The 14,171-nt window shown below is 60.2% G+C and carries 10 protein-coding genes; 2 read left to right on the plus strand and 8 right to left on the minus strand.

Features of this window, described 5'->3' with window-relative positions:
- Positions 1-21: 21 nt before the first annotated feature.
- The 5 genes from ACIGJG_RS15040 to ACIGJG_RS15060 all read right to left on the minus strand — a co-directional run bounded on the left by ACIGJG_RS15040 (position 22) and on the right by ACIGJG_RS15060 (position 6,550).
- Positions 22-1,770, minus strand: coding sequence for a ShlB/FhaC/HecB family hemolysin secretion/activation protein (locus tag ACIGJG_RS15040; protein ID WP_140953393.1), 1,749 nt, complete (start codon positions 1,768-1,770; stop codon positions 22-24).
- On the minus strand, positions 1,767-4,271 hold the full coding sequence (locus tag ACIGJG_RS15045) for a two-partner secretion domain-containing protein (protein WP_483672489.1): 2,505 nt from the start codon (positions 4,269-4,271) through the stop codon (positions 1,767-1,769). The genes ACIGJG_RS15040 and ACIGJG_RS15045 overlap by 4 nt, the downstream gene beginning before the upstream one ends.
- 297 nt (positions 4,272-4,568) lie before the next feature.
- Positions 4,569-5,072 carry a hypothetical protein gene (locus tag ACIGJG_RS15050; RefSeq protein WP_483672490.1) on the minus strand — a complete coding sequence of 168 codons (504 nt, stop codon included), beginning with the start codon at positions 5,070-5,072 and terminating at the stop codon, positions 4,569-4,571.
- A 51-nt stretch (positions 5,073-5,123) separates the two neighbouring features.
- Positions 5,124-5,564, minus strand: coding sequence for a hypothetical protein (locus ACIGJG_RS15055; protein ID WP_483672491.1), 441 nt, complete (start codon positions 5,562-5,564; stop codon positions 5,124-5,126).
- Between the two features lie 2 nt (positions 5,565-5,566).
- Positions 5,567-6,550 carry a M35 family metalloendopeptidase gene (locus ACIGJG_RS15060; RefSeq protein WP_483672493.1) on the minus strand — a complete coding sequence of 328 codons (984 nt, stop codon included), beginning with the start codon at positions 6,548-6,550 and terminating at the stop codon, positions 5,567-5,569.
- 713 nt (positions 6,551-7,263) lie between these two features.
- Between ACIGJG_RS15060 and ACIGJG_RS15065 the strand changes: the two genes are divergently transcribed.
- The gene (locus tag ACIGJG_RS15065; RefSeq protein ID WP_483672495.1) at positions 7,264-7,719 is read left to right on the plus strand and encodes a hypothetical protein; all 456 of its coding nucleotides are present in this window, start codon (positions 7,264-7,266) and stop codon (positions 7,717-7,719) included.
- 421 nt (positions 7,720-8,140) lie between these two features.
- Positions 8,141-8,236 (plus strand): SymE family type I addiction module toxin, encoded by a 96-nt coding sequence (locus tag ACIGJG_RS15070; protein ID WP_483673086.1) that lies wholly within the window; start codon positions 8,141-8,143, stop codon positions 8,234-8,236.
- A 98-nt stretch (positions 8,237-8,334) separates the two neighbouring features.
- On the opposite strand, the gene ACIGJG_RS15075 is transcribed toward ACIGJG_RS15070, so the two are convergent.
- The 3 genes from ACIGJG_RS15075 to ACIGJG_RS15085 all read right to left on the minus strand — a co-directional run bounded on the left by ACIGJG_RS15075 (position 8,335) and on the right by ACIGJG_RS15085 (position 14,108).
- Entirely contained in the window at positions 8,335-9,654 is a 1,320-nt protein-coding gene (locus ACIGJG_RS15075) for a hypothetical protein (protein ID WP_483672496.1), read from the minus strand.
- A gap of 189 nt (positions 9,655-9,843) precedes the next feature.
- Positions 9,844-11,028 (minus strand): ribonucleotide-diphosphate reductase subunit beta, encoded by a 1,185-nt coding sequence (locus ACIGJG_RS15080; RefSeq protein WP_011299085.1) that lies wholly within the window; start codon positions 11,026-11,028, stop codon positions 9,844-9,846.
- 140 nt (positions 11,029-11,168) lie between these two features.
- Positions 11,169-14,108 (minus strand): ribonucleoside-diphosphate reductase subunit alpha, encoded by a 2,940-nt coding sequence (locus ACIGJG_RS15085; protein ID WP_483672498.1) that lies wholly within the window; start codon positions 14,106-14,108, stop codon positions 11,169-11,171.
- Between the last annotated feature and the right edge of the window lie 63 nt (positions 14,109-14,171).

Raw genomic sequence — 14,171 nt, forward strand, 5'->3', positions numbered from 1 at the left:
GGTCTTCCTTGAAGAACGGGTTCAGTAGAGCCAGTTGAGCGTGGCTAGCACGATCGGGCGTTTGGTGCCCAAGCCGGCCGGCTGTGCCAACGGCACGCCCGCCATCAGCTCACTGGTGAAGGTTTGTCGGGCCCACTGGGCCGAGAGGCGAATGCCGGCGCCCGTGCCAGCCACGTATTGCCAATGACGGGTGGCGACATACATCGCCTGCCCCCCGTCCAGAAACAGGTACGGTTCCATGCGCAGGCCAGCCAGGGTCGGGGCATTGGCCCAGGCCAATTCGTTGCGCCAGTACGCACCTCGATCGCCGGCGATGACCCCTTCGCGAAAGCCCCGCACCGTGCTCATGCCGCCGGCATAGATCTGCTCGGAGCCGAACAGCGCCACGTTGGTCCACTGGCCGACCACCTGACTGCGCCAGGCCAGCCGCGCGCTGTCGAGAACCACGGGCAATGGCAATTGCCAGCCCACATTGGCGTCGAGCTTCGTGAACTGGGCATGTGCTTCGTCGGACCGGATGTCGGAAGGGTCGCGCGTCGCATTGACGCTTGGCAGGCCGCGCGAGAGACCGACCTCTGCCGTGCCATATCCCGGCTGGCCGTTGGCCGCGAAGCGGCGCAGCCCGCTCCACGCGGCGCGCAGCACCGTCAGCCGCTGCGGGTCGAGCTCGAAATTGTTGATCTCCCGCTCGGTCTTGCGATGCGTGAGCGTCAGGTCGAACGCCTGCCTGCCGCTCTGGCTACGTGTGAGCACCCGGTTCCAACCAACTGTGTGGCCGAAGGTGCGGCCATACAGCAGCGCCGTGTCGCCGATGACGTTCTGGTATTCCGAGACTGAGCCGGTGTAGCTGAAGGTGTTGTAGCCCCAGGGCACCGCCGCCGATATAACGGCGGCATTGGTGTCCAGGGTGCCCACGTAACTGGCCGCTAGCGATTCCTGGAAACCCAGGGCGTTGTCCGCCTCGATGCCCAGACGTGTACGTGAGATGCCGGTCGATTTGCTGCCATAGTTGTCCACCCCCGCGTTAAAGCGGAAGCGGTCGGCAGGCTGGTTGGTGAGCGCCACGATGGAGCTGCCCGGTGTCTGGCCGGGCTGAATCTGCAACTCAGCGCGGTTACGACGCAACCGGTTGATCTGGTCGACACCCTGCTCCAGGTCCTGTAGCCGGAGCGTGTCCCCCGGCGCCGGGAACTGGCCAGCGGTGCCGGCGTCGGTCACCCAACCGCCGCCCACCGTGTCGAACAGACCGCGATCGCTAGGCCGGATGGCGCTGCCATTGAGCGTGATCGCCTCGACCTTTCCGGGCACGACCGTCACCACGAGCACACCACTGGTCAGGTTCTGCTCGCCCAGGTAGGCGCGCGTGGTGATGTAGCCCTTGGCCATGAACGCTTCCGTGAAGCGGCGCAGCAGCAAGTTGATGCGATTGGTACCGAGCGCATGGCCGACGAACGGCGCCGTGATGGTCTCGATCTCGCGCTCGGACAGGACGGTGTTGCCGAGGACCTCGATGCGCTGGATATCGAAGGTGGCCGAAGTTTCCGGTACCGATTCCACCGGGGCATCGGCTGGCACGACGGCGGGCGCTTCGATCCTGGTCGGGAGCTGGGTCGCCTCTCGCTCGAGCTCCCGCTGGCGCTGTTCGCGCAACAAGCGCTGGGCGGGATCTTCCGGCACGAGCGCGGCGGGCGGCACTTGCGCCCACGCCGACGCACAGGCCAGCGCGGCCGCCCAGGCAGCCGCGCGCAGGGAGTCAGCACGCCACCTCATCGCCACAACCACGAAGTGAGGCCGAGGTGATTCTCCATGGTGACGGGGTCACGCTGGCGTGGACGAGTCATTGTGGTCACGCCGCTGACCGCAACGTTGCCATCGAAGCTGCCGCCCTCGGTCACGGTGTCGCCGTTGATCTGGGTCTTGCCGGAGGCCATCCAGCTGCCGCCGACATCTGCCGCGTACAGGCGGGCCCACGTATCCCCGAAGAAGGCCTTAAAGCCGCGATCGCGCGAGATGGCGGTGTAGCCGGTGATGCCGCTTGCATAGGTGACCGGCGCCGCGACGGTCAGGTCACCCATGGCCAGCACTCGGCCGCCAACATTGATCGCCGCCTTGCCAGCCTGGATGTCGATATCGCCGCCGGCCGACAAAAGGCCGCCAGTCACGGACGTGGTTGAAGAGGCCGTGGTGCGACAGAAGATCAGACAGGATCGTTCGTAGTGTGCAGCGCCAGTTGCAACGCCTTCGGTCCTGAATGTATCGGAGGCCCGGATACGGATCGGCCCGTTGTTGGCGTAGATCTCGCCGCCATAGTTGGTGACATTGCGTCCGGAGACGGTCGTGCCCTTGTCCGAAAGCAGGTAGGCAATCTGACCGGGCCGGTCGGCAGTGCCGTAGTCCACGTCAAAACCCGCCGAGCGCTTCGTCAGCACCAGCCAGCGCTGTCCGGACGCCCCGTAGAAGTCGGGCTGCTCTCCATTGGCGCCGTTCTGCTTGCTGATCTCGTTGGAAACATCGCCATCAGCGTGCACGCGCAGAAAGCCGTTCGAGAGCATCCGCGCATGTTGATTCAAGACATTGCCGCGCGCCTGCACGTCGACATCGTCGCCCGCGCCGAACAGGATGCCGAGGTAAGCGGGCGTGGATGAATTCGTGACATTGCCGCCCGCACGCACCGTCACGGCACCCGCGGATTGCGGCTCACTAGCGATGCGCGTCTGGCCCTGGATCAACGCGCTGCTGTTGGTCACATCCGTATCGGACTGGATCAGCACCCCGCCATTGCTGGCAACAAGCGTGGATTGCCGGTTGGCGGAATCGAGCACCACTGAGCCGGCGTGCAAGCGTACGTCGGTGGCCGCCAACACATCACTGTCCTGCTGGGCGTAGGCACCGCTGGCGTCGATGGCCACTGCGCCGCCGGACGACTGAACCTTGGAGTCCTGTAGCGACAGGTTTCGCGCGGTAATGCCGATGCCGCCCACGCCGTCAATATCGGTAGCGGCTAGCGTCTCCTCGTCCGCTGCAATCGACACCGTGCCGGACCTGGACGTGAGCGTCGTGCGCTGGCCGGTAGCTTGCGTCCTCAGGCTCGGCACCGCCACGACCACGTTGCCGTTGGCCGTAAGCTGCGTGCCCGCCAAGACCAGGCCTGCACCCGCGTCGAAGACGCCGATGCCGCCACTGGCGGTAACGGTTGAGTCCGTCAGCCGGACGGGCTGGCTGTGGACCTGGCCGTCGGCACCGATCACAAGATCACCTGGTACCCGCGTGCCGGCGGCAAGCGTTGCTTGCGACAGGTCCACGCGGTCCGACGCAATCTGCAGGTGGCGCCCGGCACTGACATCACCGCTACCGGTGAAGCCGCCGCTGCCGACCAGCACGTCTTGCTTTGCGTCGATCTTGCCGGAGGCCAGCTGCAAGTCACCGGTGCTCGACACCACAAAGTCGCCCGCGGTGGCATACGCCGCGCCGGCATGGCGCACACCGGCACCCTGATCGGTGACCATGAGTTCGATGCGTCCCGCCATGAGACTGCCCGCGGCGGTGATGTCAATGGCGATGCCCTGGCCTGGATTGACGGCTGGCGTCGAATAGGTAATCCAGGGCGTGAGATTGTCTGTGGGCGAGACGCTGGTGTCGATCTCCGCGCGGCTATTGCCGGCTACCAGACGTGCGCGGGCATTCGGATCGTCGTACAGGTTTGTGACGGGGCCGCCGATGCGGAGCCGTTTGGCGATCAGTTCGAGGTTCAGGAGCGTCCCGGTCAGGCCCTCGGGCCCGATCTCGATGGCGCCCTGATTGGTATCGATGCGCAGGTTGCGCTGCAATTGCCCGCTGGCCGTCGTGAAATCGTTAAAGGAGACCTGGCCGGTAGTGAGCGCCAGGTTGCCCGTGTTCTGCACTCTCAGTCCATTGACGCTGATCCCATTGGGATTAGCAATGATGACGTTGGCACGCGAGCCAAGCACAACCAGGGGTCCTTCCAGCAGTGAGGGATTGGTGCCGGTGACCTGGTTCAGGATAGTGCGGGCGCTCGCCGCTCGATTGTCAAGATCGACGCCAGCGCGCGATACGTTGAAGTCTCGATAGGTGTTGGTGGAGACACCGCCAACCGGGGTGTTCACATTGACCGTGACGTGACCGCTCGCGCTCGCTGTGACAGTCGGCGCGTTGATGCCACCGTCCGGCACTACGCCTGATGCCAGCGCGCGGCTGGCCAGCAACGCCACGCCCCACGCAAGCGCGGATAGCTGCAGCCTGTGCCCGTACACCCGCACCCGATCGCATCGTTGTATTGCCTTACGTTGCCGCACCACTGCGCTCCCTCGTTGGATGGCGCGGCTGGGATCAACTGTGACGGTGGGCGAATAGCCAAGGCTATCCGCTCCACGTCCGCCGCGCATAAAGTTGGCGTGACGTTAACGGCAAATTATCCAAATGTATTTAGAACATTTCAGATTCTTCGTCGAATATCACAGTTGTTTGCATTTGGCGGGAAATACCAACCGGAGCCAAAGGCTGTTGTCCACAGCATGAACCTGGCACGTTGATGACGGGGATCGATTGGACTATCGGATCGACGCCCTGCGGCTCGGTCTACAGCCGCGGATGCCGTTCGGGACGATCGAAGCGGTGTCGGCATCAAAGTAGATGCCATCGTATCGATCGCCGGTGTAGAAGAGCGTGTAGATCAGCTTGCGCTTGAACTGCCCGGTCAGGCGGACTACAGGGCTCGCACAACCTCGGTCTGACGCATCGCTTGAGTCTGCGTACTTGAGCAGCGGCGCGTCGGAACCCTTGAATAGAACAACGACATCCCAGCCAATGAACCGCATCGGGGTGTCGTTCGTGTTATCAAACGTTCGGGCACCTGTCTGTCCGTCCCTTCCCGCTTTTAGCACTCGGTACTGCACATAGCAGTCTCCACAGGCGTACTGCATGTGCATGACATCGATCGTTGTGTTTTCGCTGGACAGTGGAAAGGGGTATAGGAAGGCGGCCAACACTCCGGCGCCCAGCAGCAGCACCAGAGCCAGCACTTGGCGCGCAACCTTGCAGGCAAGCAGTTTCATATTCTTGACCACCTTGTACAAGACGACACCATTCACTCACGGGACTGGCTTCTACCGGATTGGCTGTGGCCCAGGACAACACGGATGGGGACAGGCCGGTTGAAATACCACATAGACCTCGCTTACTGGCATCGCGTTCTTGGTGCCGGACCGAAGCTCAAGCATCGCAGTATCAACTTCCGAATGCTCGATCCGCTCTGGCACCAAACCGATCGCCGCCAAAGCTGCCTTCGCGCTTTCCAGCCGCGTCATGGCTAGATTCTTCGATGGACGCCCACTGTATGCTCGCCTGACAAAAACGGCATACTGCCCTCCACTGGGAAAGCCCTCCTTCATTCTTGCGTTCCACTCGGCCAGCTTGTGTACTTCGGCTGCTGGCAAGACGTTATCGTCATTGGCAAAGCTGAGTTCGTGTTCAAGTCCGGTCAACGAACAAGGGAATGTAGAACTGCACCAGGTGAACAGCAGGGCAGCGGCGAGTCTTCGCAGCATGATCAATCTCCGATGTTGACGATATAGCCCGCAATGTTGTCGGCATTGGCAATGCAGAACTGATCGCGCATCCGGGCCTTCATCTTGGACCATCTCGTCACATACCACTTGTCTTCAGAATTCATTGCGGTCGGAAAGTGCGATACCTCGTGAACCAGCACCAGCAATTTGGAATCGCCATCCATCGGCAGACCTGCCGCGCTCAATAGTTCATCGGGCAATTCGCAGAACGGCAGTCGAATGAAGATGGTAGATGTGCCGTCTGGCTTGCAGACTGAGGCAGCGGACAGGCTAGTTTCGGCGCCTGGACGAGGTACGCATCCGACTCGCCGTAGTCCTTCTGCACTGTACCGCTCAAAATTGTCGCGGGTCAGTTTCTTCAGTAGCGCGCAGATGCCCGTCAATCCATCCTGGAGCGTCCTTCGAGTTTCCTGCGCCCTGTTGCCGAACCAGCGCTCCACCTTGACCTGGTCCTCCGTCGACCACCTCTGCAACTCAACCACTCGATCCTCCGCCAATTGCACCGCCTTATCGCGCAGACGCAGCACCGTCGCATAGAACTCCGTGTTGCTCATGTTTGGGCAGATTTGGGCTGCGCCAGGCGCAGCCTTCTGCTTCGCTTCGGCATCGTCCAAGAGTTTGTTCGTTGAGGCTGGGAGACCGGCATCTTTCGATAACTTGTTGGCAGCCAGCGATCCCGCTTGTACCTCAATGGTGAAATTGCTCTGGGACGAAATCACATACGGCTTGACAGCACATGAGCAATACACCCGCGCGCCCTCAACGAGGATCTGCTTGCCCATCAGGTCAAAGGCCGGATAGCAGTCATTGACCACCCTTCCGCCCTTTTTGCACGCAGGGCACGTGGCGAAATCTCCGTCCACGGCTACACGGACGTTGTGGTGCCACATGTCACCAGTGCCGATGAGCCTTCCACCGGTACTTGTCGCGTCCCCGTCGCGGAGCGCATTTCGAACATCAGCCATGGTTCTCTCCTTTCGTCGTTGGGCTGAGGTTCTATACGTGGCGTACTTAGTGCTGTCTTTACGGCAGATCAAGATGCTAAAGACGCGAAGGGCACGTCAGCACTGTGTTGGCCGGTGTCGCCGCGGGTGATGGAGCCATGGTCAGAGGTCGCGATAACAAGTTGGCTCGTGGGCGGGACGATGTCGGACATCGGCCAGCGCATATTTCCGCCTCCACCATTCGGCGGATTCCTTGCCCTTCTCGACTGATAAACAATCGCCATCTGTAACCACGATCCCTTGCATGACCGCCGGTGAGCTGGGGAACGCGCTCGACGGAGGCGATTCATGTCTGTAGCAGCCATTTGCAGGGGACAGCAGGAGTGGGCGGCGAACCGGGGCATCGCCTTTGACGCACGTGGTTATGTCCCCCATCTGGACCTGAATCTGATGCGACCACTTTCGCCAGCAACATTAGCGGCGTTTGCAAATGGCGACGGCGGCGAACTGCTGGAGCGTGGAAACAGGCCGGCAAAGATGCGAGCCTTGCATTCGTCTTCTGCGCTGGCCGCGAACATCTTCGATTTCTGGACCGATTGCGCGGATGCCACGCCATTGATGAAAGCGCTGGCGCTACCCTCCTGCCCCACCGCAGCGCTATTCGAATCGAAACTGTCCACCGGCTTCGACAGTCACGCCAACCTGGATGTGTGCCTGCCACTGGCGAACGGCTCATGGCCGGCGTGGAGAGCAAGTTCACGGAGTGGCTGCGCGGCAAGGCAACGCAGGTGGGTGAGGCGTTCAGGCCGCCATACCTTGCAAAAGGGCGTCGCCGCTGGGAAGAGGTCGAGTTGCCGCAGGCACAGGCGCTCGCCGAAGCTCTGCAAGAGGGCCGGGAGGCGTTCCGGCACATTCGCGCGCCGCAGCTACTTAAGCATGCCCTGGCACTTGCTCGTCAGTACGGGGGCCATTGGGTGCTGCGGTATGTGTACTTCGATTGGTCGGAACCACATGGGGAGCGTCATCGGGACGAGATCCGGAGGTTCCAAGAGCTGGTTGGCGATGAACTGAAGTTCAAAGCAATCAGTTACCAGGCGATCTTTGGGGAGCTTTGTTCAGCTGGTCGCCCAGAGTATCGGTCCTATCTCGACTACTTGGGGAAGGGGTACTTCCGGCAGTCGATGGACTAGATGACAGGGCGCGGCGGGCATCGGGACCTGGGTTGCGGCAACACAATGCAGAGTCGTCTCATTGGCGGCAGTATCTGCAACTCTTAGCCTTGCTGTCGGTGCTGAACACACCTCTGGTAACGGCCTTACCGCGCCCGACAGTACGCGGCTTTTTTTCGTCCATAGCTTTGCTGAGGCCGGGTAGCGCGCATCCATATAAGACCCGAAAGGGGAAAAATGCGGGCCGTTTGCCAGCGGTGTTCAGGTACCCGGCCGCCCTCTGAACAGGGGCGAACTAACAATCTTCATGCAAGGATTGGCTATGGCAAGACAAACTTCAAGCGCACAAATACGCCTTATCAAGACGGGACGAACTCACTATCCAGCCGCACCAGCTCTAAACAATCACTTTACGGGCTTGCGCACCGTGCCTTGGATTCGAATGCGGGGCATTTGGCTAGAGCAGGCTGGATTTTCCGTAGGAAAAATTCTTAAAGTAAGGGTTCATCGCAAGTTAATTGTTATCTCTACCGAATAATAGGGCATTAACCATATGACTTAGGGTCGGAAAAAATTGCATCCGACCCTGCCCACATAGCACTAAATAGCTTGCCCTACGGAAGCGACCTCCCCACACTAGCCTTTACTAGCAGCTGCGCGAACAAAACCCTTAATCTTTACCTTCTCACTTAGTACCCGCAACAGGATACGTTCAAACTCGCCATCAAGCGTAACACTGACCTCCACCTCGCTCCGCTGAAAAAGCGCAAGTGCATATGCTCGATAGATTGGATCAGAAAAAGAATAACGCCCCGAGTTCGAGTCGAACCTAACTATCTCCCCATACTCTGCAGTGCAAAGCTTAGGCAGCATGTATTTCAAGTTTGCTTCGGGATACTTTGGCTCCGTCCATTGGATCCGCCTATGTATATCTGTTCTTGCGCCTCCCAACTCACCAAGACCACTGAGCGCCTGAAGTATTAGAGACGCATTATCATACTGAGTCTTTCTGCGTTTCTTGAATGCCTTATCAAAAGCACTCTTTATACTATCTGAAGCCTCCTCCACATACGTTTTCACCGCATTTTCGCAGTGCTGCCTGGTAAGCTGAAATGGCTCCCCATCAACTGTCTCGCTTATCCCCGCAGCGTTACACATATTAAGACAAAGATGATGGCAAACCGAGGCCAATCCATTTGTATGACGGGAGATTACGCGCCTAATGTCTTTGCCGAAATTGATATTAAGAGCTTGCTCCCCCTTAGCGATGATGGCCTCAATCTCTTCCTCCGTCATCAACGAAACCTGGATTTCAGCCACACGATTTCGCATTTCCGGATCATAGTCAACTACCTGTCGCGCGGTATCCACCGCTCCGAGTGCAATGATCTTTAGATCCGGATATTCATCCGCCAGATCCATGAAAACCTTCATAAGCTGAGAAAGCTTATCCTTTTCGCTTTCATCAATTTTATGAAAATCTTCCAAGACCCAGCATGCCTGCTGCGCCCCCAAGAAGCGCCCAAGAGTTTGAGGAGTTAGCTGAGGTGGCAGAATGCGATTTTGCTTTTCCCCCTTTTCTGAAGCGCTGGTAGTGGAAATTTTCGCCTGAAGCATCTTGTACGTCGCCCCAAGATCAACACCACCGCTTACTTTAACGACATTCTGCCATTCGTGTACGTAATAGGGCTCCAATTGATCAAAGGCATCCAACACCAATTGCTCGAACTTCAACCCCTTCATACATCTCGTTGTAATGTGCCGTTCGTACAATTGGGTAAGTTTATTAACCAGCAGGGTTGTCTTGCCAGTTCCCGAGTGTCCATAGACAACTATTTGCTTCCCCGGGGTGGTAAGAGAATTCACAAGCTTGCTGTTAACCGACTCCCGCTCCACGAACGCTATTCTTGCGGGTTTTGTAGGAGTAAAAACATCCCGCGTCTGAGAGATTTCCATATCAACTGCCTCGTATTGTTTTTCTTAGATGTCCAAGTACGCTGCGCCCTCTTAACACGATTCCGTCGCATCCATCATGCGACGTTTCACTCTTGCCAATGAATGTTCGAGTAAAAAAATTGGGGCTCCTCGGCCCCAATTCTTTGTCACATAACGGCAACGAGCTAAGAAGCGTTAGAGGAAGAAGCCTCAATCCCAGCTCAACGCCCCACCAGTCTGATACTCAATAACCCGCGTCTCAAAGAAATTCCGCTCCTTCTTCAGATCAATCATCTCAGACATCCACGGGAACGGATTCTCCTCATTCGGGAACAGCTGATCCAACCCAATCTGCTGGCACCGACGATTGCAGATAAACCGCAGATACGACTTAAACATCGGCGCATTCAGCCCCAGCACGCCACGCGGCATGGTGTCCTCAGCGTACCGATATTCCAGATCAACAGCCTTCTTGAACAACTCCGTAATCTCAGCCTTGAACTCCGCCGTCCAAAGATGCGGATTCTCCAGCTTGATCTGATTAATCAGGTCAATCCCAAAATTGCAGTGCAGCGACTCATCCCGCAGGATGTACTGATACTGCTCCGCAGCCCCGGTCATCTTGTTCTGCCGCCCCATCGCCAAAATCTGCGTGAAGCCCACATAGAAGAACAGCCCTTCCATGATGCAGGCGAACACGATCAGCGACTTCAGCAGCTTCTGGTCGTTTTCCGGCGTGCCGGTCTTGAACGACGGGTCGGTCAGCGTGTCGATGAACGGGATCAGGAACTCGTCCTTGTCGCGGATCGACTGCACTTCGTGGTACGCGTTGAAGATCTCGGCTTCGTTCAGGCCCAGCGATTCAACGATGTACTGGTAGGCGTGCGTGTGGATGGCCTCCTCAAAGGCCTGGCGCAGCAGGTACTGGCGGCATTCCGGCGCGGTGATCTGGCGGTAGGTGCCCAGCACGATGTTGTTGGCAGCCAGCGAGTCGGCGGTGACGAAGAAGCCGAGGTTGCGCTTGATGATGCGGCGCTCGTCTTCGGTCAGGCCGTTCGGGTCCTTCCACGTCGCGATGTCGCGCGACATGTTGATTTCCTGCGGCATCCAGTGGTTGGCGCAGCCGGCCAGGTACTTTTCCCACGCCCACTTGTACTTGAACGGGACGAGCTGGTTGACGTCGGTCGAGCCGTTGATGACGCGCTTGTCGGCGGCGTTGACGCGGCGGTTGCTTTGCGCGGCGGCGGCGTTGGGGTTGTTGCCCAGGATGCCCGCTTGCGTAGCGCTCGACGGCAGCACGCCTTGCTGGTCAGCCGTGACGGCGGCAGCGGGTTGCAGGGCAGGCTGCGGTGCGGCCTGCGGGGTGGCTTGAACGTCGTCGTCCCAGCTCAGCATGATGTTGTTCTCCGTGGAATTCTCAATGTTGTCGCTCCCGCGCAGGCGGGAGCCCAGTGACTTTTAAAGACGCTGGGTTCCCGCCTTCGCGGGAACGACGGAGTGGAAGGGTTACGGCCTTCGCACTCCTCAGTCGCGTGTTACTGGCAAGCCTCGCACTCTTCAAACCCAGGATCGCCCGGGCGCATCGTGCAGACCGCGCCTTCCGCTTCCGGCATAGCCGGTGCTGCGGCTGCGGCGGCGTCCATGGCGGAGCTGCTGTCGCTGCCCGACGACACCGCGTTCAGCGAGCCGCGCGACACGGTGGACTTCTCCACGTGCGTGGCAGCCATGGTGCGCAGGTAGTACGTGGTCTTCAGGCCGCGCAGCCAGGCCAGCTTGTAGGTGTCGTCCAGCTTCTTGCCCGAGGCGCCGGCCATGTAGATGTTCAGGGACTGGGCCTGGTCGATCCACTTCTGGCGGCGGCTGGCGGCTTCGACCAGCCAGGTCGGCTCGACTTCGAACGCGGTGGCGTAGATGTCGCGCAGGTCTTGCGGAATGCGGTCGATACGCGACAGCGAGCCGTCGAAGTACTTCAGGTCGGCGACCATCACTTCGTCCCACAGGCCGCGTTCCTTCAGGTCGCGCACCAGGTAGTCATTGACCACGGTGAACTCGCCCGACAGGTTCGACTTGACGTACAGGTTCTGGAACGTCGGCTCGATGCACGCGGACACGCCGATGATGTTCGAGATCGTGGCGGTCGGCGCGATCGCGATGCAGTTCGAGTTGCGCATGCCGTGCTGCTTGATGCGGCCGCGCAGGCTGTCCCAGTCCATGCTGCTCGAGTGATCCACTTCCAGGTAGCCGCCGCGCTCTTCGGCCAGCAGCTTGAGCGAGTCCTGCGGCAGGATGCCGCGGTCCCACAGCGAGCCGGCGTAGGTCTCGTAGCGGCCACGCTCTTCGGCCAGCTCGGTGGAGGCCTGGTAGGCGTAGTAGCACACGGCTTCCATCGAGGTGTCGGCGAACTTCACCGCGGCGTCGCTGGCGTACGGCGTGCGCAGTACGTGCAGGCAGTCCTGGAAGCCCATGATGCCCATGCCGACCGGACGGTGGCGCAGGTTGGAGTTGCGGGCCTTCTCGACAGCGTAGTAGTTGATGTCGATGACGTTGTCGAGCATCCGCATGGCGGTGCGGATGGTCTTCTGCAGCTTGGCGTGGTCGAGCACGTACGAGCCATCGGCCTGCTTCGTCAGGTGCGCGACCAGGTTGACCGAGCCCAGGTTGCAGACGGCGATTTCGCTGTCATTGGTGTTCAGCGTGATTTCCGTGCACAGGTTGGAGCTGTGGACGACGCCAACGTGCTGCTGCGGGCTGCGGATGTTGCAAGGATCCTTGAAGGTGATCCACGGGTGGCCGGTTTCGAACAGCATGCCCAGCATCTTGCGCCAGAGCTGCATGGCCGGGACCTTCTTGAACAGCTTCAGCTCGCCGCTGGCGGCCTTGGCTTCGTAGCCGAGGTAGGCCTGCTCGAACGCCTTGCCGACCTTGTCGTGCAGGTCCGGGCAGGTGGACGGCGAGAACAGCGTCCATTCGCCGTTTTCCATCACGCGCTTCATGAACAGGTCCGGAATCCAGTTGGCCGTGTTCATGTCGTGGGTGCGGCGGCGGTCGTCGCCGGTGTTCTTGCGCAGTTCCAGGAACTCTTCGATGTCCAGGTGCCACGTTTCCAGGTAGGCGCAGACGGCGCCCTTGCGCTTGCCGCCCTGGTTCACGGCCACGGCGGTGTCGTTCACCACCTTCAGGAACGGCACTACGCCCTGCGACTTGCCGTTGGTGCCCTTGATGTGCGAGCCGAGTGCGCGCACGTTGGTCCAGTCATTGCCCAGGCCGCCGGCGAACTTCGACAGCAGCGCGTTTTCCTTGAGCGCTTCGTAGATGCCTTCCAGGTCGTCCGAAACCGTGGTCAGGTAGCACGACGACAGCTGCGAGCGACGGGTGCCCGAGTTGAACAGGGTCGGCGTGGACGACATGAAGTCGAACGACGACAGCAGCTGGTAGAACTCGATGGCGCGCGCTTCGCGGTCGGCTTCGTTGAGGGCCAGGCCCATGGCGACGCGCATGAAGAATGCCTGCGGCATCTCGATGCGAGTCTCGTCGATGTGCAGGAAATAGCGGTCATACAGCGTCTGCAGGCCCAGGTAGTTGAACTGGAAGTCGCGGCCGGCGTCCAGCGCAGCGCCCAGGCGGGCCAGGTCGAACGTGGCCAGCTTTTCGTCCAGCAGCTCGGCGGCGATACCGCGCGCGATGAACTTCGGGAAGTATTCGGCGTAACGCGTGGTCATTTCAGCCTGCGTCACTTCAGCACCCAGGATTTCCTTGCGGATGGTGTGCAGCAGGATACGGGCGGTGACCTGGCTGTAGTCCGGGTCCTTTTCGATCAGCGTACGCGCGGCCAGGATGGCGGAGTCGTACACCTGCGTCATCGGCACGCCTTCGTACAGGTTCTTGAGCGTTTCCTTGAGGATCGGCTCGGCGCTCACGGCCTTGCCCAGGCCGGCGCAGGCGGTGTCGAGCAAATCGTGCAGCGCGACGATGTCCAGCGGCTTGGTCACGCCGGCGTCGGTCACGTTGAACTGGATGCCGGATTCCTGCACGCGGGCCACGGCCTGCGCGCTGGCGCTCGCGCGCTCTTGCGCGCGCTTTTCGCGGTACAGCACATAGGAACGGGCCACTTCGTGCTCACCCGAGCGCATCAGGGCCAGTTCGACGTGGTCTTGCACGTCTTCGATATGGATGGCGCCACCGCTCGGGCGGCTGCGCACCAGCGCGCGCACGACGTTCTGCGTCAGTTGCTCGACGATCTCGCGCACGCGCGCGGAAGCGGCACCTTGCCCGCCGTTTACGGCGAGGAAGGCCTTGGTCATGGCAACGTTGATCTTGGACGGCTCGAACGCCACCACGGCGCCGTTACGGCGGATGATCTTGTAATCCTGGTAGTTCGTCGTGCCGGCTTGGGCTGCGGGGGCTTGTTGCGCGGTACCTGCAATACCGGCGGCGCCCGTCGCGCCCGTGGTGATTTCGTTCTGGGCCGTTTGCATATAGGAACTCCTGTTTTTAGCCTGTTTTAAGAGACAAAAGAGTCCCTGGCGAAATGCGGATGC

It is taken from the genome of Cupriavidus sp. C1SS-2L, assembly GCF_057073735.1.

Coding starts and splice junctions, on each gene's coding strand:
- ACIGJG_RS15040 (WP_140953393.1), bottom strand. CDS start 1,770: ATGAGGTGGCGTGCTGACTCCCTGCGCGCGGCTGCCTGGGCGGCCGCG.
- ACIGJG_RS15050 (WP_483672490.1), bottom strand. CDS start 5,072: ATGAAACTGCTTGCCTGCAAGGTTGCGCGCCAAGTGCTGGCTCTGGTG.
- ACIGJG_RS15055 (WP_483672491.1), bottom strand. CDS start 5,564: ATGCTGCGAAGACTCGCCGCTGCCCTGCTGTTCACCTGGTGCAGTTCT.
- ACIGJG_RS15060 (WP_483672493.1), bottom strand. CDS start 6,550: ATGGCTGATGTTCGAAATGCGCTCCGCGACGGGGACGCGACAAGTACC.
- ACIGJG_RS15065 (WP_483672495.1), top strand. CDS start 7,264: ATGGCCGGCGTGGAGAGCAAGTTCACGGAGTGGCTGCGCGGCAAGGCA.
- ACIGJG_RS15070 (WP_483673086.1), top strand. CDS start 8,141: ATGCGGGGCATTTGGCTAGAGCAGGCTGGATTTTCCGTAGGAAAAATT.
- ACIGJG_RS15075 (WP_483672496.1), bottom strand. CDS start 9,654: ATGGAAATCTCTCAGACGCGGGATGTTTTTACTCCTACAAAACCCGCA.
- ACIGJG_RS15080 (WP_011299085.1), bottom strand. CDS start 11,028: ATGCTGAGCTGGGACGACGACGTTCAAGCCACCCCGCAGGCCGCACCG.
- ACIGJG_RS15085 (WP_483672498.1), bottom strand. CDS start 14,108: ATGCAAACGGCCCAGAACGAAATCACCACGGGCGCGACGGGCGCCGCC.